The organism is Pseudosulfitobacter koreensis (genome assembly GCF_024733015.1).
Lineage (GTDB): Bacteria > Pseudomonadota > Alphaproteobacteria > Rhodobacterales > Rhodobacteraceae > Pseudosulfitobacter > Pseudosulfitobacter koreensis.
In genome coordinates this window covers 342050-362603 of sequence record NZ_JANKJG010000001.1, presented here as the reverse complement: position 1 = coordinate 362603, position 20554 = coordinate 342050, and the positions used below count along the sequence as shown (strand labels likewise).

22 protein-coding genes and 2 pseudogenes are annotated in these 20554 nt (G+C 61.0%); 12 read left to right on the top strand and 12 right to left on the bottom strand.

The genetic code is table 11. From position 1 onward, the window contains the following. Positions 1 to 9: 9 nt before the first annotated feature. From NTA49_RS01895 to NTA49_RS01880, 4 genes are all read right to left on the bottom strand, one after another. Positions 10 to 1473 (bottom strand): TolC family protein, encoded by a 1464-nt coding sequence (locus tag NTA49_RS01895; RefSeq protein WP_258292952.1) that lies wholly within the window; start codon positions 1471 to 1473, stop codon positions 10 to 12. Next, a complete protein-coding gene (locus NTA49_RS01890) occupies positions 1473 to 1694 on the bottom strand; it encodes a hypothetical protein (RefSeq protein ID WP_258292951.1) in 222 nt (73 codons plus the stop codon). The genes NTA49_RS01895 and NTA49_RS01890 overlap by 1 nt, the downstream gene beginning before the upstream one ends. A gap of 691 nt (positions 1695 to 2385) precedes the next feature. Continuing rightward, positions 2386 to 3705 (bottom strand): MFS transporter, encoded by a 1320-nt coding sequence (locus tag NTA49_RS01885; protein WP_258292950.1) that lies wholly within the window; start codon positions 3703 to 3705, stop codon positions 2386 to 2388. Positions 3706 to 3713: 8 nt separating this feature from the next. Then, positions 3714 to 3974 (bottom strand): metal-sensing transcriptional repressor, encoded by a 261-nt coding sequence (locus NTA49_RS01880; protein WP_258292949.1) that lies wholly within the window; start codon positions 3972 to 3974, stop codon positions 3714 to 3716. A gap of 159 nt (positions 3975 to 4133) precedes the next feature. Between NTA49_RS01880 and NTA49_RS01875 the strand changes: the two genes are divergently transcribed. From NTA49_RS01875 to NTA49_RS01850, 5 genes and pseudogenes are all read left to right on the top strand, one after another. After that, complete coding sequence (locus NTA49_RS01875; protein WP_258292948.1) at positions 4134 to 4415, top strand: hypothetical protein; 282 nt, start codon at positions 4134 to 4136, stop codon at positions 4413 to 4415. A 62-nt stretch (positions 4416 to 4477) separates the two neighbouring features. Beyond that, positions 4478 to 5206, top strand: a complete 729-nt coding sequence (locus NTA49_RS01870; protein ID WP_261368061.1) for a HupE/UreJ family protein — start codon at positions 4478 to 4480, stop codon at positions 5204 to 5206. A gap of 16 nt (positions 5207 to 5222) precedes the next feature. Further along, positions 5223 to 5844 (top strand): annotated as a pseudogene (locus tag NTA49_RS17150) (transmembrane anchor protein). Between the two features lie 513 nt (positions 5845 to 6357). Further along, the gene (locus NTA49_RS01855; protein WP_258292945.1) at positions 6358 to 7242 is read left to right on the top strand and encodes a hypothetical protein; all 885 of its coding nucleotides are present in this window, start codon (positions 6358 to 6360) and stop codon (positions 7240 to 7242) included. Between the two features lie 299 nt (positions 7243 to 7541). Beyond that, positions 7542 to 8492 carry a YihY/virulence factor BrkB family protein gene (locus NTA49_RS01850; RefSeq protein WP_258292944.1) on the top strand — a complete coding sequence of 317 codons (951 nt, stop codon included), beginning with the start codon at positions 7542 to 7544 and terminating at the stop codon, positions 8490 to 8492. A gap of 973 nt (positions 8493 to 9465) precedes the next feature. On the opposite strand, the gene NTA49_RS01845 is transcribed toward NTA49_RS01850, so the two are convergent. The 8 genes and pseudogenes from NTA49_RS01845 to NTA49_RS01810 form a co-directional block, all read right to left on the bottom strand. Continuing rightward, complete coding sequence (locus NTA49_RS01845) at positions 9466 to 10884, bottom strand: TrkH family potassium uptake protein (RefSeq protein WP_258292943.1); 1419 nt, start codon at positions 10882 to 10884, stop codon at positions 9466 to 9468. 129 nt (positions 10885 to 11013) lie between these two features. Continuing rightward, entirely contained in the window at positions 11014 to 11325 is a 312-nt protein-coding gene (locus tag NTA49_RS01840) for a hypothetical protein (protein WP_258292942.1), read from the bottom strand. A 120-nt stretch (positions 11326 to 11445) separates the two neighbouring features. Next, positions 11446 to 12078 (bottom strand): annotated as a pseudogene (locus NTA49_RS01835) (tyrosine-type recombinase/integrase). A gap of 422 nt (positions 12079 to 12500) precedes the next feature. Beyond that, complete coding sequence (locus tag NTA49_RS01830; protein WP_258292941.1) at positions 12501 to 13151, bottom strand: cation diffusion facilitator family transporter; 651 nt, start codon at positions 13149 to 13151, stop codon at positions 12501 to 12503. Positions 13152 to 13201: 50 nt separating this feature from the next. Continuing rightward, positions 13202 to 14131, bottom strand: a complete 930-nt coding sequence (locus NTA49_RS01825) for a cation diffusion facilitator family transporter (protein WP_258292940.1) — start codon at positions 14129 to 14131, stop codon at positions 13202 to 13204. Then, the gene (locus NTA49_RS01820) at positions 14121 to 14891 is read right to left on the bottom strand and encodes a transglutaminase-like domain-containing protein (protein WP_258292939.1); all 771 of its coding nucleotides are present in this window, start codon (positions 14889 to 14891) and stop codon (positions 14121 to 14123) included. The genes NTA49_RS01825 and NTA49_RS01820 overlap by 11 nt, the downstream gene beginning before the upstream one ends. Positions 14892 to 14958: 67 nt before the next feature. Beyond that, a complete protein-coding gene (locus NTA49_RS01815; protein WP_258292938.1) occupies positions 14959 to 15285 on the bottom strand; it encodes a YnfA family protein in 327 nt (108 codons plus the stop codon). Between the two features lies 1 nt (position 15286). Continuing rightward, a complete protein-coding gene (locus NTA49_RS01810; protein ID WP_258292937.1) occupies positions 15287 to 15712 on the bottom strand; it encodes a MerR family transcriptional regulator in 426 nt (141 codons plus the stop codon). Positions 15713 to 15879: 167 nt separating this feature from the next. On the opposite strand from NTA49_RS01810, the gene NTA49_RS01805 reads away from it, so the two are divergent. The 7 genes from NTA49_RS01805 to NTA49_RS01775 all read left to right on the top strand — a co-directional run bounded on the left by NTA49_RS01805 (position 15880) and on the right by NTA49_RS01775 (position 20475). Next, a complete protein-coding gene (locus NTA49_RS01805) occupies positions 15880 to 16485 on the top strand; it encodes an SCO family protein (protein ID WP_258292936.1) in 606 nt (201 codons plus the stop codon). Then, the gene (locus NTA49_RS01800; protein WP_258292935.1) at positions 16478 to 16906 is read left to right on the top strand and encodes a disulfide bond formation protein B; all 429 of its coding nucleotides are present in this window, start codon (positions 16478 to 16480) and stop codon (positions 16904 to 16906) included. The genes NTA49_RS01805 and NTA49_RS01800 overlap by 8 nt, the downstream gene beginning before the upstream one ends. After that, positions 16903 to 17556, top strand: a complete 654-nt coding sequence (locus NTA49_RS01795) for a DsbA family protein (RefSeq protein WP_258292934.1) — start codon at positions 16903 to 16905, stop codon at positions 17554 to 17556. Before NTA49_RS01800 ends, NTA49_RS01795 begins: the two co-directional genes overlap by 4 nt. A 31-nt stretch (positions 17557 to 17587) precedes the next feature. Continuing rightward, the gene (locus NTA49_RS01790) at positions 17588 to 18046 is read left to right on the top strand and encodes a copper chaperone PCu(A)C (RefSeq protein WP_258292933.1); all 459 of its coding nucleotides are present in this window, start codon (positions 17588 to 17590) and stop codon (positions 18044 to 18046) included. After that, on the top strand, positions 18046 to 18684 hold the full coding sequence (locus tag NTA49_RS01785; RefSeq protein WP_258292932.1) for an SCO family protein: 639 nt from the start codon (positions 18046 to 18048) through the stop codon (positions 18682 to 18684). Before NTA49_RS01790 ends, NTA49_RS01785 begins: the two co-directional genes overlap by 1 nt. Before the next feature lie 88 nt (positions 18685 to 18772). Then, positions 18773 to 19969 (top strand): permease, encoded by a 1197-nt coding sequence (locus NTA49_RS01780; RefSeq protein WP_258292931.1) that lies wholly within the window; start codon positions 18773 to 18775, stop codon positions 19967 to 19969. Positions 19970 to 20001: 32 nt separating this feature from the next. Then, positions 20002 to 20475, top strand: coding sequence for a DUF411 domain-containing protein (locus tag NTA49_RS01775; RefSeq protein ID WP_258292930.1), 474 nt, complete (start codon positions 20002 to 20004; stop codon positions 20473 to 20475). Positions 20476 to 20554: the final 79 nt, after the last annotated feature.

Here is a 20554-nt window from a genome sequence, read left to right as displayed (position 1 = left end):
TGTTTCCTTTCAATGTCCTGCTCCGTCGCCGGCGGCCAGCGTGGCAATGCCTGCGGCACCGCCACTGCTGCCTGCGCCACCGCCATAGATCGCAGCCGTCAGATCGGCCTGCGCCACGTAGAAATCGCGTTTCGCATTGGCCGCCTGCAATTCAGCGCCCAATTTCTCGCGCGCATCGGTCAGCAATTCGAAGGTGCTGGTGATCATGCCGTTGTAGGACAGCAGGCCTTCCTCCTCGACGGTCTTGCGCAGCGGCACCAGCACGTCGCGGTAATGACGCGCGATCTTGTAGGACGCGTGATAGGCGACCTCGGCGCCACGCGCCTCCGAGCGGACGTTCACGGCTTTCTCGGCCAGAACGTTCGCCGCCTGCAAATAGGCCAGTTCGGCTTTGCGCATCCGCGCCTGGCCGCTGTCATAGATCGGTATGGCAAATTCAAGCTCAAGCTGCGGGGTGGTGCTGGTCTCTACGTCACTGCCCTCCGCTTCGCGCTCGGTCTCGAAACCAGCGATAAGCTCGAGATCGGTGACCAGTCGGGTTTGATCCGTCAGGCCGTAAGCTGCGGCTTGCGCTTCAAGCCCCAGTTTGGCGACCCGCAGATCGAGACGGTTGCGCAATGCCTTGCCTTCGACGTTCGCCACCTGACCCACAGAGCGGGGAAGAGGCGGCAACGCGTCGGGCACGAAGTAATCCACGTCCGTCCCCCATAGCCCCATCAACCGTGTCAGCCGCTCTTTGGCACGGGCAGCACTCAAACGTGCCTGCGCCACCTGGCCTGCAAGCTCTGCATTGAATGCCTGTTCGCGCGCTTGTCCCGCCCGGTTCAGGGCACCCGTCTCTCCCAGCTTTTGCGCCAGTTCCGATCCGGCGTCAGAGGTGTCTCTGGCACGGGTCAGGAAGCTGACGGCTTCGAATGCGGCCACGGCTTCGATCCATGCCTGCCGCGTCTGGTTGGCCAGCGTCAGCGTGTCGTTGACGGCCACCAGTTGTGCGGCGCGAAAGTTGACATCGGCGAGCGCCACACGTTGCTTGCGGGTTTTGGCATCGAGGATATTGGTCGCGATCATCCCCTCGATGGCGCGGTAGGCCCCCAGTTCGGCGGCGCCGATGCCCAGAATGCCCAGAGAGACAACCGGGTTCTCTGGGATCGACTGTTGCCAGGCCTCAGCCGCCGAAAGTCCGACATTGGCATAGGACGCCTGCAAGCCGCGATTGTTCAACAGAGCCACCTGCACGGCTGTCTCGGCCGAGATGGTCTTGCGATAGACCATTTGTTTGACCTCGGCCTGCACTGCGGAATTCTGGGCCTGGGTTTGCGCAAAGATGGCGCGTTTGCCGATGGCGGTGGAGGTTTGGCTGGCAACGACGGCAAAGCCTGTGTCTGCACCGGTGTAGATGTCGGGCACCGCGGTCGCGCAGGCGCCCAGGATAAGCGTGCTCCCGAGGAGCAGGGGGAATTTGACCGCGTACATCAATTGCCCTCCGACTGTTCTTGGTTGACAGCGCGCCAGTCGCGCGGGCCAGTGGGTGCGCGCTGCGTATACCCTGCCAGAGGATCGGTGTGGCGCACCGGCGAGATGATGTTGCGGTCGGTCGGCGCGGTAAGTGCGGCGACATCCGGCAACGGAGTGGGGGCGCTGGAACACGCGCCCAGGACAAGGGCCACAGCCCCCGCCAATAGGTGTATTTTCATGATGGTCTGCCTGATTGAAAGCTGTTTTGACCCGCTCGAATGCACGAGCAGGCGGGGACCCCACACCGGGGGCGCGTTCAGATCAGGTGTCTGGGCGGGCGTAGAAACGCCCTTGGCTCGATTGCGTAGCGCGCGCTTTGCAATGTTTCGTAGGCAGGGTCTGCAAAGGCGGTCGCGCTGAAGACACCCACCTCGCACAGGGCGAGCGAGACGCAAATACCGCTGCAGCATTGACCGACTGACACGTCATCTTCGCCAGCGTGATGATTTGCATGGTCACCGAGATGTTGATGCTGGGAGGCTGCGTTGCTGGAAGTCGCGACGCCATGTGCAGGGCTGTGAAACCCGGCAAGGCTATGGGACGCGGAAGGCGTGGTCAGGCCCAAGGCGACGACGAATATCAGGCAAACAAATGCCTTCATCCGTTCAGCTATGACGTTTTTCCGACCCATCGCGTACAATTGGCAGAAGCCTTCCCCGTGTCAATTCATCCAGCGCTGGAGGGTTTGTAACTTTCTCGTGGGCCTTTTGGGCTGCACTTACATGCGAAGCCGGTGTCGAGGTCGTTGCTGTACCGCAAGTCCGCTTTGAGCCGTCTATGACTGATGCTGCTCGAAGCACGAATGTCCGCATCGGCGAGAGCGAACCGCCTGCGCCCAGTCCTCGTTAATTGCCAGGGCTCGGATACGGCTTAGAAATGCGCGGCCCAGCGAGGGTGGCGTTCATCGATGACCAGCGCATGGCTGTGCCTGCGATGCCCTTTCAGATGGGGGTGGTCGAGCGGCAGGTTGTCGTGTGTATGTTCAAGCTCTACAGGATCACCGGGTGGCCAGAGTTTCAGGGCGGCAAGCACTCCGAAGGCTGCAAGCAGTGCGAGGCTGATCAGCGCGGGAACGACGCCGTAGGCTGTCAGCAGCCACCCCGACAGCGGATAGGTCACCAGCCAGCAAGCATGCGACAGCGCGAATTGCGCGGCGAAAAGCGCGGGGCGGTCTGTGGGATGGGCCGACCGGCGCAGCAAACGACCGGAAGGGGTAAGGACAGCGGAATACCCCAGCCCCACCAGCACCCACGACCCCAGAAGGATGGACCAACCCAGGCCAGTTGCAAGGATCGTCAACGCCAGCCCGAACAGAGTGAGCACCATCAGCGCGGCACCGCCCAGCATCACCGGCCGGTCGGGAAGCCTGTCCAGAACGCGTGGGAGAACCAACGCAGCCGTCATGGAGCCCGCGCCAAAGGCGAAGATCGTCCAGGCCAGCGCGCTTTCCGACAGGCCAAGCGTGCCGCGCACCACAACGACCGTGTTGACCAGGACCATCGCCCCGGCCGCCGCTGCCGCCAGGTTCAGCGCCAGAAGCCCGCGCAGGCGGGGCGTGGCAAGGTAGATGCGGATGCCGCGTGTCGTCCGATCATAAATGCCGCGCGGCTCGGACGGCTTGGGGCTGGGCAGCAGCACCGAAACAACCAGAAGGGCTGAGCCGACAAAACCAACGACCGTTCCGAGGAAAAGCGCGTTGTAGGACATCACCGCCAACAAAAGTGCGGCAAGCGTCGGGCTGGCGATGTTTTCCAGATCGTAGGCCAGCCGCGACAACGACAGCGCGCGGGTATAGCGCGCCTCGTCGGGCAGCACGTCCGGGACCGTGGCCTGGAATGTCGGCGTGAAGGCGGCAGAGGCTGATTGCAGCAGGAAGATCAGCACATAGACCTGCCAGACCTCGGTGACGAACGGCAGCGCCAGCGCCACACCGGCGCGCACCAGATCGAGCGTGACGAGAAACGCGCGGCGCGGCACCCGGTCGGCGAAGGCCCCGGCAATGGGCGCAATGCCCACATAGGCCACCATCTTGATCGTGAAGACCGTGCCGAGGACCAGCGACGCGTCGTCGCCCGCAAGGTCGAAGGCAAGCAGACCAAGCGCGACCGTCGCGAGTCCGGTTCCCAGAAGTGCCACAACCTGCGCCAGAAACAGATGGCGGTAGATGCGGTCGGAGAGGATATCGAGCATGGCGGGCCTCAGAGATAGCGTGCAATCGTCCGCAACTCGGCACGATCCATCTCAGAGCCTTCGACGTCCAGGCAATGGTCCATATGGTCGTGGATCAGAGCCCGCTTGGCGTTCCTAACCGCTTTCTCGACCGCCTGCATCTGCTGGGCGATCTCAAGGCAGGGCTTGCCTGCCTCGATCATCGCGATCACGGCGCGCAGGTGGCCGTCAGCGCGTTTCAGCCGGGCAACAAGGGCGGGATGACTTGCATGGAGATGGGGATTTGTCATATGAAAGGCTTATCCCCCCCGGGGGGATTAGACAAGATGGCGCCGCGACGCACAACATGGAAGACGGACAGGCAGTTGAAACTGATGGCAATCTTACGGTCATTCGGAAAGGCCGCTTTCGCGACGCTTCTCTGCGCGGCCGTTGTTGTCTGGTCTGTGATGCCTTCAACCTCGCATACGCCCGCGATCCTCGACGTGCTGCAAGAGCACGCCGACATGATCGCAGAGCATGGCCATTCGCACGGTCTGGAGGAAGATATTCTCTGGGCCACGCATGGACACAGCCACGACAGCATAGATCACGACCACAGTCAGGCGGTCGTGCCGGGCCGTGATCTGGTGCCACACGCGATGGAAATCTACAGGGCTGCATGGCGGTTGAGCGCGGCCACGTCGAACATATTGCGGATCTATCAGATCGAACGACCTCCGCGCGTCTGATCGATCGCGCGCCATCGGCGCGTTCCCTTCGATCATCCCACATAATCTGCGGAGTTCAGACCATGAACACAGTCCATCGTGGCTGGACCGATCCCGGCATGCGCCGGATCGCGATCCTGTCCTTCATCACGCTGTTGGCGCTCGTTCTGAGCGCGGGCCACGTGTTTGCCCACAACGTCACCGAAGGCGATGCGGGCTACATCCAGGAAATCTGGGGCGTCAACATCGTTCCCTTCATGTATCTCGGGGCCAAACACATGGTGACGGGATACGATCACATCCTGTTCCTGCTCGGCGTCGTCTTCTTCCTCTACCGGATGAAGGACGTTGCGATCTATGTCAGCCTCTTCGCCCTTGGGCATTCGACCACGATGCTGCTCGGCGTCTGGTTCGGCTGGGGCATCAACGCCTATATCATCGACGCGATCATCGGCCTCTCGGTCGTCTACAAGGCGCTCGACAATCTGGGGGCCTACCAGCGCTGGTTCGGGGTTCAACCGAATACCAAGGCCGCGACGCTGATCTTCGGCTTCTTTCACGGCACCGGCCTCGCCACCAAGATCCTTGACTACGATATCGCCTCGGAAGGGCTTTTGGCCAATCTGCTGGCGTTCAACGTCGGCGTCGAGCTGGGTCAGTTGATGGCGCTGGCTGTGATCCTCATCGTCATGGGCTTCTGGCGGAGATCACCGAACTTCTTTGCCCAAGCCTACACCGCCAACGTCATCATGATGTCCATGGGATTCATCCTCATGGGCCTGCAAATCACCGGCTATTTCGTGGCCACCTGAGAAATAGGAGATCCAAATGTTCAACGCGAAAAAACCAAGCCTCGATGAGCTGCCAAGTTCTGCGCAGCTTATCCGCTCCACTGCCATTGCAGCGGCCAGCGCGGGCGCGATCCTTGTGACCGTCGTACTTCCCGCCGAATACAACATCGACCCGACAGGGATCGGCGGCGTTCTCGGGCTGAGCGAGATGGGGGAGATCAAGACCCAACTGGCGGAGGAGGCCGAGGCCGACAGGCTGATGGAGCTTGAAGCCGAGGAGCAGTCGAGCCTGATGAACGACATCTTCGGGCTTTTCGTCGGCGCGGCACACGCCCAGGAGGCCGAAGTCTGGCGGGAAAACCACCTTCACTCTGGCACCCGGTGACAGTGCCGAATGGAAGCTGGTCATGGAAGAGGGCCAAAGCGCTGAATATGTCATGACGGTGGAAGGTGGCCGGGTAAACTTCGACCTGCATGGCCACGGTGGTGGTCAGTCGGTGACTTATGAGAAGGGCCGTGGTTCCACCGGCGACGAAGGCGAGATCATCGCCGCTTTCGACGGTGAGCACGGCTGGTTCTGGCGCAACCGCGACAACTCGGACGTCACGGTAACGGTTCAGGTGCGCGGCGAATACGTCGGGTTCAAAGACGCCAGCTGACATCGGACGCTGCCATTCGTGCCATGTTCGGCGAACGGCAGCTATCCTGTATGTTCCCGGGCCATCAGCCGTCCTCGATTTTCTTGCGAATGGCCGGTCTCGTGAAACTGCACTACATCGCTCGGCAATGAAGCGAACGGCAGGTCTGGACCGTTAGTGTTGATTGACACCAACGGCGGATCCCAGACGTTCGCTGGGCGTGAAAAAATTTAACTTTTAGCCATGTGGAAGCCGAAATTCAGGTAAGTTTGGTTCCAACAAGTTCCGAGGTCTGAGGGGAGGGAGCGGAACCATTTTCGGCAGCCGCGCGTTGAGAAGGGTTGCGGGACATCGGCGGTGTTCAGGATGACATGCCTGCGATTTGAAGATCGTCTCAAGCCGCCTGATCCGTCACACTAATATGAAGGTCAAATAATGAAATACACCCAAATTGCGGTTGCAACCATCCTTGCCTGCGCGACCAACCCTGTTTTTTCGGCAAGCGTTTCGGTTCCGGCTTCTGCACTTTCTGGTATGAGCGTGCAGGCCTTCGAGGGCGCGCAAATCGTTCAGATCAAGAATGACAAGGACAAGGGTCAGAAACAGGTCAACAAGAACAAGCCGCAGAAGGCGGGCAAGGGCAAACCCGAAAAGGTCGGTCAGGACAACAACGGCCAGAAAGCCCACAAGTCAGACAACAAGCAGACCAAGGTCGACGTCAATCGACCGAAGCAGGCCAGGTGGTCGAACGTGGATCGGGTGCGGATTTCGAACGAGATCCTTCAGTTGCGCGCGCCCGACGGTCGCGACATGCGCGTGCTGTTGAGCGCCTTGCCTCTTGTGCTTTTGGGATCGCAGGTCAGTTTTGCGCACGTGCCGGACGCACAACTGCTGACATATCGCAACTGCCCTCCGGGCCTGGCGAAGAAGGACCCACCCTGTGTTCCCCCCGGACTTGCCAAGAGAGGTGTGACCTACGAGCAATGGGTCGCCTACGACGACGACCGGCTCGAAGCTCTGTATCTTGAACAGCGCGACCAGTATCTGGACGGGAACGTGGCCCTTGACGACAACAGTCTGCTGCTGAGCTCGGACCAGATAGCAGCGCTCTATGGGCTGCAGCCTGCGCCATCGGGCAGTCGGTATGCCTTGATCGACGGCCAGCCGGTCTTGCTGAACGACCAGGACTATACGTCGCTTTTGCAGATCAATGATCTGGCGCGGGTTGGAAACCTGCCTGCGGGACTGCGTGTCGCCCCGACAGCGGCGCTGACGCAGAGCGAATTGCGCCAGACCTACAGGTTGCCGGAGCTTGAGCCGGGATACAACTATGCCGTGGTAAACGGCGAGTTGGTAACGCTGGAGGACAGCGCATTCGAGACCTTGCAGTTGATCCGCATTGCGCGGGCCGTTCTTTGATTTGGGGGTGAAGGGGAGGATGCGAGGCCGAATTTGATCTTGCTTGTACATTCGCACCACCGGAGGCGAACCGAAACAAAGCCGTCCGCAAAGGGCTGGCACCAGCCATCCGGTTGACCACGCAAGGGCCTACACGGCCAAGATCTCGTGCGGCGCCGCCGCAAGGCCGCTGTGAGCCCATTCTTCCTTTGAACGAGCCGGAGCTGAAGTTCGCGCCAGCAGTGTGGCTGATGAGATCACGTAGTACTGTTTTCAATCGCGCCGCCTTATAGATACCCCATAACGAAGCGAGACGCCGCATGGAAAAACGTCAGCTAACCGAAGCGGGGCGCGATGCCGTCATCACCCATGGAATAGTCACCGACAATCCCGAGTGGCTGCTGCGCGGAAACGGCTGGCGCGGCGCGTGGGGTGTCACGCGCGAGGCCGCGTTGCGCCTGTGGAGCGACGACGCTTTCGGATTGGCGGGCAACGTCGCGTTCCGCGTCATTCTCGCGGTCTTTCCCTTTCTCATCTTCACCTCTTCGATGACTGCCTTCGTCGGTAGCCAGAGCATGGCTGACGATCTCGTCTCGTTCCTGATCGCCATCGTTCCGGCAACGCTTATCGAACCCATCGTGTCGGAGGTGCGGCAGGTGATGACGGTTCAGCGCGGTGGCGTGCTGTCCACCGGTATCCTGCTGACGATCTGGTTCGCACTGGGCGGCGTGGACGGAGTACGCGTCGGTCTCAATCGGGCCTACGGGGTGCGCGAGACCCGTTCATGGTACGTCCTCTATCCGGTGATGATCCTGATGGTCGTTATCGGCAGCCTCGTGCTTGTGCTGGTTGGATATCTTGTCGTTCTGGCACCCCGTGCAGGGTCTTGGCTGCACATACTTTTTCCCGGCTTCGATCCGGCCTCGGTGACCATAGGCCTCGTGCGCTATCCGGCCGCCGCGATCATTTTGGCTCTTTCGCTTTTTCTGGCGCATGTCTTTCTTCCCGCCCGGCGCACACGCTTCTCGTCGATATACCCCGGGGTACTATTAACGGTTGCGACGTGGACATCTCTGACGGCGGCATTCTCGTTCTACCTCGCCAATTTTGCCACGTATGCGACCTACTACGGCGGGCTCGCGGGAATCGTGGCGGCGCTTTACTTTCTGTACTTGGCCGCTCTGGTCCTAATCTTCGGTGGCGAACTCAACCGCGCCATTCGTATTCGCCGCCTTGCCCGTGCGCTGCGCCAAGATCCAGATAGCAATTGAAACCTATGTATCCAAAGGCCCGTCGAACGCCGATGTTCATTTGCTCACTGCGAATGCCGGTTTTGTCCCGCTCTGCTGCCGGTCGCACCCCTAGCTTGCGGACGGTCAGCCGAATGTTAGACTGGGTGGAATTGCTGGCGCAGAGGCACGTGTTGCAATGATGCCAGCTGAGAACAAAGTGCGCTTTGGTGTTCATGGCGGCGTGCGCTCCCGCGTGACGCTCCATGGCCCGCATTAAGTACTGCGAAAGATATCAAGAGCCCTGCGGTCAGAGCGCTTTGGGTCGACTTTACAACACCTGGGCGAGAGTAATGAGAAAGCAAAAAGTATGCCTCCGGTATGTTTGGTTGCTTACCGGTAAGCAACCAAACATACCGGAGGCGACTTTGGCAAAGATCAAGAAGAAGGTTCCGCCGCGCCTGAGACAAATCGGGAGACTGTCTCTGGCCCGACATGGACCAATCAGGTCGAAGTTGATAGCTGCGTGGGCGACTGCCCGACACAAGGGCGGGTACCGGACTTTCGCCGCAAGTGCGAGCCAGACATGAAGCGAAGCTAGCAGCCGACATTCATGCAGCGTCAAAAACGCGCGTTGCTCTGCTCGAAACGCGCTCATGGGCGGTCCCACGTCCTTTACGGCCACTGCGCAAAGTTATAAGTAGCAAAGCTCTGGACGAGCCTGAATGAAGAGGGGTCAAGCGCTGATGCGCTCAAAAGTAAATGAGGTGCCTTGCCAGGATGACACCGGTGACACAGCAACTGTCTTCGAGTGGGAAATCAGGTCGCCTGGCAGTCGGTGTCAAAGTTCCTCAAGAGATTATACACTTGCTGATGGATCGCCTGTCACCCCTCTTGGTGGAAAGTTTGAACATTTTTATAGCGGAAAGATTTACACGCCAATGGGGGTAAAGAGCTGAGATCAAATTTCCCACCAAGAGAGGGTATCTTGGCTGACGGGTACATGAGCTTCCACTCACGCCATCTCCCGCCAAAAAGTTGTGGTTAGAAGGATATAGACGGTCAACATCTCCAGTCGGCCAACATACATGCCGAAGCACAAAAGCAGCTTCGCTCCGTCCGGTAGTGTCGTAAAGTTACCGGCTGGTCCAATGGTCCCTCCAACGCCAGGCCCTACGTTGGCGACGGCGGTCAGTGCGCCGCTAACCGCCGTTTCAAAGTCCAGATTGTAAAGACTGAGCCCGACGGCCAGAACAACAACCGTAGCAGCATAGAAGACAAAAAAAGTTGCCACGCCGTTGACAACGTCTGGGGCGACCGGCCTGCCTTCATAGCGGGCAAAGACGACGGCCGAGGGAGAACGGACAATTCTTTTCCGAACTTGGATCATCCGTATTGCGATGATCCAGCGCATCATCTTGGCACCGCCAGCAGTCGAGCCTGTGCATCCACCAACCGCCGTGAGTGCAAAAAACGCGGTCACGGCAAACGGACCCCAAGTCGTGTAGTCAGTCGTGGCGTAGCCCGTTGTCGTGACCACCGAGACCACGTTGAAGGCAACGAGCGTCAGTGTCTCGAAGATCGGCGTATGCGCAGTTAGGACTCGCCACAAAGTCAGAATGCAAATCGTTCCCGCGAGGAAGATGAGAATACTCTGGACCTGCTCACTGCGGACATCGCGCCGATTAAGCACTTTAATATACCAAGCAAAGGGCAACGCGCCCGCTATCATAAACACCGTTCCGGACCATTGCAGGAAGTTGCTTTCGAAGTGGCCGAACGAGGCGTCGGATGTAGAATAACCACCCGTCGAGACCGTCGTAAGGGCATGAACAATGGCCTCAAAGCCTGTCATCCCCCCGACTACATAGGCAAAGATGCAAAGAGCTGTAAGGCTCAGGTAAATCCACACGGTCGCGGCTGCGAAACGCGCAGCGCTCACCATTTCCTTTTCTCCCCGCTCAGAACTTTCGGTTCGAAAAAGTTGCATGCCACCTACGCGCAGGATGGGCAGGAAAGCGATCCCGGTGACGATGAAACCTACACCTCCCAGCCATTGAAGGATTGCCCGCCAAAGGAGAATGGCGGGTGCTGTCGTGTCGAGGCCGACCATGACTGTCGACCCGGTGGTCGTAATCCCCGACATCGCTTCGAAAAAAGCGTCAGTTGGCGTCAACTGCCAAACCCAAAGCGGCAGCGCGCCTGCCAGGGCGCCGGTAATCCATATGCTTGCCGTCAGGAGAAATGTGTGGAGCCTTCCGACACCTGACAGCCGATGCGACACGGCTGTGGAAATTAGAAGCCCAACCGTACCCACAAGCAATGCAGACTCCAAGAACACCACACGAGTATCAAAAAAGACAAGTCCCAGAAGACCCATCAAGGCGCTCATCCCAAGTAGAAGGATACCGTTCGTGAACACGACGAAGTTCAACGGGAGAGACCTTTGGGAGCGCTTGGGATTTCTATTGCAGACACAGTCGACACTTGAGAATCAGTCATGGTTGCAGCTTCTCGGACACTGCTCCTCATCAACAAGAAGGTCCAGAAAGCAATGAATGCATCAGTTCTCTAAAAAGTTCGGATGGAATTCCAAGTTGTCTGGTCCTTTGGTAAAGATCTTGGCTGTCATGCCAACCGCATAGCCGATCAGATTCAGCGTCAGTGCCGCCAGTGCAATCACGATTGCATAACAGCCATAGCCGATGATCGTCGCACCATTGGGTCCAACCACGGCCAGCAACAGAACGAGGTGGAGCACCGATCCCAGAGCGGGCCAAGCGAAGTCGAGGCGTGACACCTGGCTCGGAAAACGCGTGCGTAGCCATACGACGTCTACTGTGGGTACCAGAACAATCAGGAAGAATTCCGGCATAACTGGCCCAACAGGCACGGTCACCCGACCACGAACGGACGGTCTCGTGATGCTGTACCGCAGCGATCAACCATGAAGCCAATGGCAGGTATGGGCCGTCCGTGAAGACGGCCCAAGTCTTTAGATTTCAATGGCCTCCGCGATCGCAAGAGCATCCTCAAGTTCGACACCGAGGTATCTGACCGTGCTATCCATCTTGGTGTGACCCAACAAGAGCTGGACCGCGCGCAGGTTGCCTGTCTTCTTGTAAATCTGTGTCACCTTGGTCCGACGCATCGAGTGGGTGCCGTAAGCGCTCGCTTCAAGGCCAATCGACGTCACCCACTCCCGGACAATCCGCGCATATTGGCGGGTCGAGATGTGCAGTCTTTCGTGAAAACGGCCAGGCCAGAGGTATTCGGACCCGAGCATGAGAGGATCCTGCATCTATTTGTCGAGCGACGCCCGCGTGCCTTCCGACATTTCGAAGCGGACAGGTTTCTGCGTCTTGCTTTGCAGGACCGACGCCCGTTCCTTGATTTGGCCGGACGCCATGATATCGATGACCTTCATCCTGACCAGATCGCAACCGCGCAACTTGCTGTCGATGGCCAGGTTGAAGAGGGCCAGATCTCGATGGTTTTCCGCCAGCTCAAGCCGAACCCTGATCGCCCAGACATGTTTTGGCTTGAGCGGTCGCTTCTGTCCCACGATGCGGCCCTTGTTCCAAGCGGGGCGAAGCGCGCGAATGACCGGTAAGTTTAATGTTTCCATGACTGATCCTCCGATCCGCCACGCCCTCCCACAACGACAACCCGACGTTGACACTGCAACATATCATAAAATTCTGCGCTGCCTCCGAGGTCGGCTTTGAGCCCATTTTACCTAATGCTGCACATTGCGCGAATGTCCGGTCCCTAAGATGCTGTCGAAAACGGTTCAGATCAAAAGCAGTTTTGCCAAGTGTCTGTGGCACAATGTTTTCCAATGATTCCAGTGAGCGTGCCCCTGATGACAACAACGCTCGCTTACGCCCCGCAAAAATTGTCACACTCCTCAACGATCTTTGCGACCACGTCGAAAATTTCGTCCACTTCCTTCAGAAGGACGCTCTGCATGACCGGGCAGCGGCAGCCAGAACACCGCTCGCAAAAAAAGCAGCGTTCAGGAACTGGAGCGGTTCATCATGCGCAACGTCAAGTGTCGTCAGTAGTTTCGGCCTCACCCGGCTCGACTGACCGCGCATCCTTGGTGGCCTCGAACGCCTCCCACGCAACGTAGGGCACGATCAGAAGCGCCGCGACCGGATCGGCCCACCACCAGCCCATCCATTGCGTCAGACCGATCCCTGCCAATACCACGACAGTCTGGTATTCGCAGATCAGGGTATCCTTGGCATCGTATTTCAGGGCGGGTGAATCGAGCCGCTTGCCGTAGCGATATTTGCCCCAGGCAAGCAGCGGATTGACCACCAAAGAGACAAACAGGATCGCAATCCCCCACCAATTGAAACCAGGCGCCTCCTGCGAGATGAAAGCGGACACCGCCTCGTAAAGGATCGCCGCGACGACGATCCAGAAAGCACAGGCGACCACATAGAGCGCGACCTTCTTGCGATGTAGGACCGTGCGCTTGTCTGCCCCGTCCTTCTCCCCCTTCAGGCGCCAGATCAGTGTCGCCGCAGACGTGGCCTCGACCGTGCTGTCGAGACCCCAACTCACAAGTGCCGCGCTTCCGGTCAATAGTCCCGCGGTTACGGAAACGACAACCTCGATCAGGTTGTAGACAAAGCTCGCGATCTCGACGCGAACTCCTCGCTTTAGGTTGGTTTCCCGGTCATCCTGCATTTTTCCCACCATGATGGGGCTATAACGCACTCGACACATTAAAGGTTCGACTACGACTTGTCGGATTTGCCGTGGCCGTAGAGATCGGCATCCTGGTGCGCGCGATCCTCGTGCTCGAACTCCAGGCTTGAATGGCCGATGCCGAATTGCTCCGTCAGCCGGGCTTTGATCGCGGTCTTGATGCCCTCGATCCCGTCCCAGCCGCTGTCGGTCAGCACGACATGGCAGTCGAGTGCGGCTTCGTGCTCCTGCATCTGCCACAGATGGACGTGGTGGACGTCGGCCACGCCCTCCACGTCGCGCATCGTCTGGATGACGGCGTTGCTGTCGATATCCGGCGGGCTGCCAAGCATCAGCGTCCGGATCGGACCGCCGATCTCGGTAAAGGCGAGATAGAGGATGTAAAGCGCGATGCCGATGGTGATCGCTGGATCGACCCATCGCATGTCGTAGATAATAATCAGAGTCCCGCCGACGATCACCGCAACCGAGGCGAGCGCGTCCGACAGGTTATGCAGGAAAAGCGCGCGGATGTTCACGCTGTCTCTCTGCATCGAATAGGTCAGAAGCGCCGTCAGCGTGTCCACGACAAGCGCCACGCCGCCCAGGATCACCACTGTCCAGCCCGCGACCTCGGGCGGATCGATCATCCGCATGCCACCCTCGTAGATGAGGTAGAAACCGATCAGGATCAGCGTCGTGTAGTTGATGAGAGCGGCCACGATTTCGACCCGGCCGTAGCCGAAAGTCATGCGCTCATCCGCCGGTCGCCGCGCGATCTTGCGGGCCGCGAAGGCGATCACCAGCGACGCCATGTCCGAGAAGTTGTGTAGCGCATCCGCGATCAGCGCGAGGCTGCCCGAGACGATCCCGCCCACGATCTGCGCGACGGTCAGGAGGGCGTTCGCCCAGATCGCGATCGAGACCCGCCTGTCTCCGGATTTCGGGTCTATATGCGCATGTCCGCTGTCATGCGGCATTTGCGACCTCCTTCCTGAGAGGCTCACGCCGTTTGAGGCCGGGGATGCGCGGAACCCGGCCTGAGCGGATGGACCGCACCCGCGCATTCATCCAGTGTCGGACGATTCCGCGATAGACCAGGTCGCGGAGCGGGCCGAGTTGCTGGCCATGCTCCCCGTAGAACCGGTCCGGCGTATCGTATGTTCCTAAATTGCGCGCGATGCCGGTCTTCTGGATGTAGGTGTTTCCTCCGGTCCATTCGACCGGCGGTGCGCTGAGACAGTCGGTTCCGGCGCCGTATCCGCAGAGGCTTTCCGTGTCGGCGAAGGTCTGTTGAAGGGAGCCGAGAAAAACCCTGTCGAGGATGAACCCTTCGAGCTCGACCCACCGCCCACCGTTCCAGACCTCGACCCAGGAGTGCAGGATTTCTGGCGGTGCGATTGGATAGACGGCTTCAGGGACCACGCCGCGCTGGAGCGCCTTGTAGATGGTGAATCCGTGGAGCCGGCACGGCACGCCGAGCGCGCGCAGCAGCGCCATAAGGAGCGTCCCCTTCGTATTGCACTGACCGTAGCCGTCCGCGAGCACCCTGGACGCCGGGATGTCGTCAGCGCGGTTGTAGCCGAAGAGTATTTCGTCCCTGACGAAGTCGTAGGCGGCACCGATTTGGTCATGCTTGGACAGCCGGAGCCAGCCCCGGTTCTCAATCAGGCGCACGATGCCATCGGCGCGAAAGTCGAGAAGTGGGGTGGCGTCAAGCAGGGCAGTTCCTTCGATCATGATTGGCTCCTTCGAATCGAGTCATGATCAGTGTAATTGCTACAGCGACTGTAGCTTCAAGCTCTTTTCACGCGGCCCGTGGCGCTGCGAGGATGAGGGCAGCACCGATCACGCAGAGAACCGCCCCGGCCACGTCCCACCCATCTGGCCTTTGTCCCTCGGCGGCCCACATCCAGAGCAGTGAGGCCGCGATGTAGACCCCGCCATAGGCCGCGAAGGCACGCCCGGCGAAGCCCGCCTCGACCTGCGCGAGGAGCCAACCGAAAAGCACGAGGCTCGCCACGCCCGGCGGAAGCCAAAGCGCGGACGCGCCGCCGCGCCACCAGGCCCAGATGGCGAAACATCCGGCGATCTCGGCCAGGGCAGCCAGCGGGTAGATTAAGGCAGTCGGCACGTCAGACGCCTGTCCCGTGGTCGGCGAGGCAGGCGGAATGATCGCGCAGGACTTCGAGAACGCGACAATCGGAGACGGTGTCGCGGCTGCATTCCCGAAGCATGCGCTTTAGTTCCTTGCGCAGCGCCTCCAGCCGGGCAAGCCGTGCCTCGACTTCCTTGAGCTGACGGTGCGCGATGACGTCCACGTCCGCGCAGGACCAGCCTGGGTTGTCTGACAGGTCGAGCAGTTCGCGGATCGCTTCCAGAGTAAAACCGAGCTGACGCGCGTGCCGGATGAAGGCGAGACGGTCAAGATCGTCGTCGTCATAACGGCGCTGTCCTCCCTCTGTCCGTCCCGGCTCGGGCAAGAGTCCGATCTGCTCATAGTAACGGATGGTCTGCACCTTCGTGCCGGTGCGCTTGGCGAGCGTGCCGATGGCGTGCATGGGATGCCTCCTAATTGCTACCAAGATTGTAGGTTTCATCGCTGTGGCAGACAAGGGCTTCACGAAGGCGTCAGGACGGCTGCTCGGTTCAAAAATAGCTTGAACCTCTACCCACTGTAGCTTGTAAGCAGCGACCAAACAGCAGAATCGCGAGGCATTCCGGGCGGATGACGAGACTTCAGAAAGTATTGTGGGCGGCGGTCGCCGTCGCCGTGATCGCCGCGGGGGGACTGGCTGTCTACGGATCGCGCGCGCCCGAAGTGGCGACAGACACCGCGTCCTCGGTGTCGGCGGCGTTCGAGTTGACGGACCATGACGGCGTCGTTCGAACCGCCGAGGATTTCCGGGGCAAGTGGAGCCTGGTATTCTTCGGCTTCACGAACTGTCCCGATATCTGTCCGACCACACTGGGGGAGATCGCGCAGGTCATGGACGACCTCGGCCCCCAGGCGGATGCGGTGCAGCCGCTCTTTATCTCGGTAGACAGCGAACGCGACCGGCCGGACCAACTGGCCGAATACGTACCGCAGTTCCATCCGTCGATCCTGGGCCTCGTCGGCACGCCAGAGCAGATCGAGGCGGCCGCCGCGTCCTTCAAGATCTTCTACGAGCGCGTCCCAGAGGAAACTGCGCCCGACGGCTACACGATCGGGCATACAAGCCAAGTGTTCCTGTTCGATCCCGATGGCGGCTTCGTGCGGCTCTACGGCTACGGCACGCCCGCCCCGGAGATCACCGCGGACCTCCGCGCGCGGATCGACGCGCATGGATAGCCTGCGCGGCGAGAAGGCGCTGTTCTCGGCGTGGCTGGTGGCCCTCGTGGCCTCGCTTTCGGTGCTGTTCATCGGCGAGGTGCTGGGACAGACACCCTGTTCGCTCTGCTGGTTCCAGCGTGCCTTCATGTTCCCACTCGCCATCCTTCTCGGGCTCGGGCTCGGGCTCTGGTGGCGCGATCTGGCTGTGGGTCGTTATGGCGCTGTCCTCGCACTGGCCGGCGCAGCGATCGCCCTCTGGCACCTCGCACTTTATATCGGCCTGATCCCCGAGCGCATCCAACCCTGTGCGGCCAGCGGCCCTTCCTGCACCGACTTCAACCAGCTTCTCCTCGGCGTGCCGATCCCGGCATTGGCCCTTCTGTCATTTCTTGCCATCGCGGCGCTCTGCGCCCTCTCGCGAAAGGGTGCCCCCGCATGACCCACAGACCGCTCATCCTGCCCATTTTTGCGCTCGCGCTGGCCCTGTTTGCGGGTGCTGCGTGGTTCGTCTCGCGCCCGAACACCCAGATCGCAACCGTGCCGCCAGAGGTGGCCGAAGCACTGGTGCGGCCATGGTCTCCTGTTCTGGGGCCTGAGAATGCCCCCGTTACCATCGTCGAGTTCTTCGACCCGGCCTGCGAGGCCTGCCGCGCCTTTCATCCCATCGTGAAGGACATTATGGCCGAACATGGCGATGCTGTGCGGGTCGTGGTGCGCTACACACCGTTCCACGGCGAAGTGTCCGAAGTCGCGATCCGCGTTCTTGAATCTGCCCGGATGCAGGGCGTCTTCGAACCGGTGATGGACGCACTGATGCGCGAGCAGCCTCGCTGGGCGTCCCATGGCGGGATGCGGCCTGACCTGATCATCCGGATCGCAGGTGAGGCAGGGCTCGACGTTGCGGCGGCAGAGGCGCAGATCCGTGCGCCCGATGTCGTCGCGGTCCTGAATCAGGACCGGGCCGACGTGGAGGCGGTCGGGGTCCGCCAAACCCCCACATTTTTTGTAAACGAACGTCCGCTCGACCCCTTCGGCGAGGTCGAACTCCGCGCGCTCGTCGCGGAGGAAGTCCGCCGTGCGGGGTCGTGACGGGATGCAGATCAGAGTTTGGAGACCGAACATGAGATTATTTGGCATTGCGGCCTTTGCCCTCGCCCTTCTGACTACAGCGCCCCCCGTCCTCGCCGGCGGGGAGGATGTCGTCATCGAGGACGCCTGGTCGCGCGCCTCGATCGGGACGAGCCGGCCCGGCGTGGCCTACATGACGCTGCAAAACACCGGGGCCGAGCCAGCCGTGGTGACCGGCCTGCGCACCAACCTCGCGATGATGCCGATGATCCATGCTTCCACGACCGATGCGCAGGGCGTCACGCGCATGTCGCACATGGAGGAGGTGAAGATCGCAGCGGGCGAAGCCGTCGCGCTCGAGCCCGGCGGCCTTCACGTCATGCTCATGGACCTTCAGCACCCGATGGTCGAGGGCGAGAGCTATGCCCTATCGGTGATCTTTGCCGACGGGACGGAGGCAACGATCGAGGTGCCGATCCTCGGCATTGCGGCGCGGGGGCCCTCCGACTGATGCGGCGGCGCGCGCTCCTGCAATACGGCGCGCTTGGCCTCGGCGCGGGCGTGGCCACGCTCTTCGCAGGCTGGTGGCAGGTCGACGGCCCTGACGCGCCGGATGTATCCAACGGGCGCCCCTTGCCTCTGACCGCCATGGACTTCGCCATGACCGACCACGAGAGGCAGCCAGTCGGGCCGCAGACGCTGATCGGACGCGCCTCTCTCGTCTTCTTCGGCTTCACTTGGTGCCCGCAGGTCTGCCCGACCACGCTCGCCGACATTTCGCACTGGCTCGACGGTCTCGGCACGGAGGCCGATACCCTCGACGTCGTGCTGATCACTGTCGATCCGGAAAGGGATACCGTCGAGGCGATGGCCGAGTATGTCGGCTACTTCCATCCGCAGATCCGCGGCTGGACCGGCAGCCCGGCCGAGATTGCGCGCGCGGCGGAAGGGTTCCGGGTGCGCTACGAGAAAGCGCCCCTCGAAGGCGGCGACTACACGATGAATCACACCTCAGGCGTGTTCCTCTTCGACGCGGCGGGCGCGCTGGTCAGCATCATCGACTACCACGAGCCCCGCGAGTTCGCGCTCCCGAAGATCCGCCGCGCACTGGCGCGGAGCCCATCAGAAGCGGTATCGGGAACGGGCTGAGCGATCTCGTGCAGATATTCTCCGGAATCCTCTTGAACCTATAGCTGCTGGAGGTCCTATCTTCCGATCAGATGACGGAGAAGGCGACATGAACGACATCAGCCAGACGGCAAAAGCCCGGGCCGCGGCCTCGACCTGCGATACCGGCGGTTTCGTCCTGCCGGGCGATCCGCCGCCGCGGCTTGCCTCCGCAAAGGCGGCGTCGTGTTGCGGCGGAAGCGAAGAGACTGCAGTTGCCTCTTGCTGCGGTCCGACGGCGGGTGCGGATGCACCGCGATGGCGGCGTGTGGACTGGCTTCTCTGGGGCTCCGGCGCGGTGATCGGGGTCGCTTACATCGCGGCCTTCTTCCTGCCCCACGACGCGCCTCTCGGGCTGGGTGTCTTCACGCACGGTGTGCAGGAGATGATGAACCTGATGTGGTGGGGCATCCTCGTCGGCATGGTGGCGGTGGGCCTCATCGACCGCGTGCCGCGCGAGTTCGTGATCGGGATCATCGGCCGCGACCAGGGGGCGAAGAGTCTCGTGCGCGCAGTGCTGGCAGGCGTGCTGCTCGATCTTTGCAACCATGGCGTCCTGATGGTGGGAGCCAAGCTCTACGAGCGCGGCGCGAGCCTTGGCCAGGTCTTCGCTTTCCTGATCGCAAGCCCGTGGAACTCGCTGTCGCTGACGATCATCATTGGTGTGCTGATGGGCTGGGAGTGGATGGCGGTGTTCCTCGTGGCCTCCCTCATCATCGCGCTCCTCACCGGCCTCGTCGTCGAGGCGCTGGAGCGCGCGGGCCGCGTCAAGCCGAACGCCAACCGCGTGAACCTGCCCGCCGACTTCCACGTGTGGCGCGAGGCGAAGGCCGGACTGCGCTCCACGCGCTTCGACGCCGCCTTCGCGAAGGACATTGCAAAGCGTGCCTTTCCGGCAAGCCGCATGGTCCTGCGCTGGCTGTTCTTCGGGGTGGTGCTCGCCGCTCTGATCCAGGCGACGGTGCCGACGGAGATATTCGAAACCTGGTTCGGCGCCACGCTGCTCGGCCTCTTCATCACGCTCGTCGCGGCCACGATCATCGAGGTCTGCTCGGAAGGCTCGGTTCCGATAGCGGCCGACCTGATGACCCGCGCCGCGGCACCCGGCAACGCCTTCACCTTCCTGATGGCGGGGGCGGCCACCGACTACACCGAAATTCTCGTGTTGCGCGAGGTCACGGGGCGACTGAAGGCGGCACTTCTCCTGCCGCTCCTGACAGTGCCACAGGTCCTGGTGATCGGCTGGGCCCTAAACGTTGCCGGATGACGACACGAACAACGCTGATTGAAGGATACCCCATGCCAAAACTCACCCGACGTAGCCTGCTCTCCGGCGCCGCGAGCCTTGTCGTCCTCGCACCGCAGCTGAGCCTCGCCCAGACCGCGCCAGCGATCCACGTCCTGAAGGACCCGAACTGCGGCTGCTGTGAGGCCTGGGTGCGCATTCTGCAAGCCGAGGGCTTCGCGGTGACTACCGAGATGAGTTTCGGCACGCTTCTGATGCGCCACAAGCTCGACAATGGCATCCCACAGGACATGATCTCCTGCCACACCGGCGAGATCGATGGCTACTTCATCGAGGGTCACGTCCCGCCTGCCGATATCCGCAGGCTCTTGTCAGAGCGCCCCGATGCAGTGGGCCTGGCAGTGCCCGGCATGCCCTACGGTTCGCCCGGCATGGGGCCGGAGGAGAGCCGCGAGGCCTACGACGTGTTCCTGATCCACCGCGACGGCAGCACCGAGGTCTTTGCGAGCTACGAGGCTGCGGCCTGAATCTGTCGATTGCCGCAAGACGAATGAGAAGCCGAGTGTTTGAGTGACTTGGGTTTGGAATAGCCCTACTTTACTTCAG

Coding starts and splice junctions, on each gene's coding strand:
- NTA49_RS01870 (WP_261368061.1), top strand. CDS start 4,478: ATGAACACAGTCCATCGTGGCTGGACCGATCCCGGCATGCGCCGGATC.
- NTA49_RS01875 (WP_258292948.1), top strand. CDS start 4,134: ATGCCTTCAACCTCGCATACGCCCGCGATCCTCGACGTGCTGCAAGAG.
- NTA49_RS01895 (WP_258292952.1), bottom strand. CDS start 1,473: ATGTACGCGGTCAAATTCCCCCTGCTCCTCGGGAGCACGCTTATCCTG.
- NTA49_RS01780 (WP_258292931.1), top strand. CDS start 18,773: ATGAACGACATCAGCCAGACGGCAAAAGCCCGGGCCGCGGCCTCGACC.
- NTA49_RS01805 (WP_258292936.1), top strand. CDS start 15,880: ATGACGAGACTTCAGAAAGTATTGTGGGCGGCGGTCGCCGTCGCCGTG.
- NTA49_RS01840 (WP_258292942.1), bottom strand. CDS start 11,325: ATGCCGGAATTCTTCCTGATTGTTCTGGTACCCACAGTAGACGTCGTA.
- NTA49_RS01855 (WP_258292945.1), top strand. CDS start 6,358: ATGAGCGTGCAGGCCTTCGAGGGCGCGCAAATCGTTCAGATCAAGAAT.
- NTA49_RS01890 (WP_258292951.1), bottom strand. CDS start 1,694: ATGAAAATACACCTATTGGCGGGGGCTGTGGCCCTTGTCCTGGGCGCG.
- NTA49_RS01850 (WP_258292944.1), top strand. CDS start 7,542: ATGGAAAAACGTCAGCTAACCGAAGCGGGGCGCGATGCCGTCATCACC.
- NTA49_RS01880 (WP_258292949.1), bottom strand. CDS start 3,974: ATGACAAATCCCCATCTCCATGCAAGTCATCCCGCCCTTGTTGCCCGG.
- NTA49_RS01820 (WP_258292939.1), bottom strand. CDS start 14,891: ATGATCGAAGGAACTGCCCTGCTTGACGCCACCCCACTTCTCGACTTT.
- NTA49_RS01885 (WP_258292950.1), bottom strand. CDS start 3,705: ATGCTCGATATCCTCTCCGACCGCATCTACCGCCATCTGTTTCTGGCG.
- NTA49_RS01800 (WP_258292935.1), top strand. CDS start 16,478: ATGGATAGCCTGCGCGGCGAGAAGGCGCTGTTCTCGGCGTGGCTGGTG.
- NTA49_RS01790 (WP_258292933.1), top strand. CDS start 17,588: ATGAGATTATTTGGCATTGCGGCCTTTGCCCTCGCCCTTCTGACTACA.
- NTA49_RS01795 (WP_258292934.1), top strand. CDS start 16,903: ATGACCCACAGACCGCTCATCCTGCCCATTTTTGCGCTCGCGCTGGCC.
- NTA49_RS01810 (WP_258292937.1), bottom strand. CDS start 15,712: ATGCACGCCATCGGCACGCTCGCCAAGCGCACCGGCACGAAGGTGCAG.
- NTA49_RS01775 (WP_258292930.1), top strand. CDS start 20,002: ATGCCAAAACTCACCCGACGTAGCCTGCTCTCCGGCGCCGCGAGCCTT.
- NTA49_RS01785 (WP_258292932.1), top strand. CDS start 18,046: ATGCGGCGGCGCGCGCTCCTGCAATACGGCGCGCTTGGCCTCGGCGCG.
- NTA49_RS01825 (WP_258292940.1), bottom strand. CDS start 14,131: ATGCCGCATGACAGCGGACATGCGCATATAGACCCGAAATCCGGAGAC.
- NTA49_RS01830 (WP_258292941.1), bottom strand. CDS start 13,151: ATGCAGGATGACCGGGAAACCAACCTAAAGCGAGGAGTTCGCGTCGAG.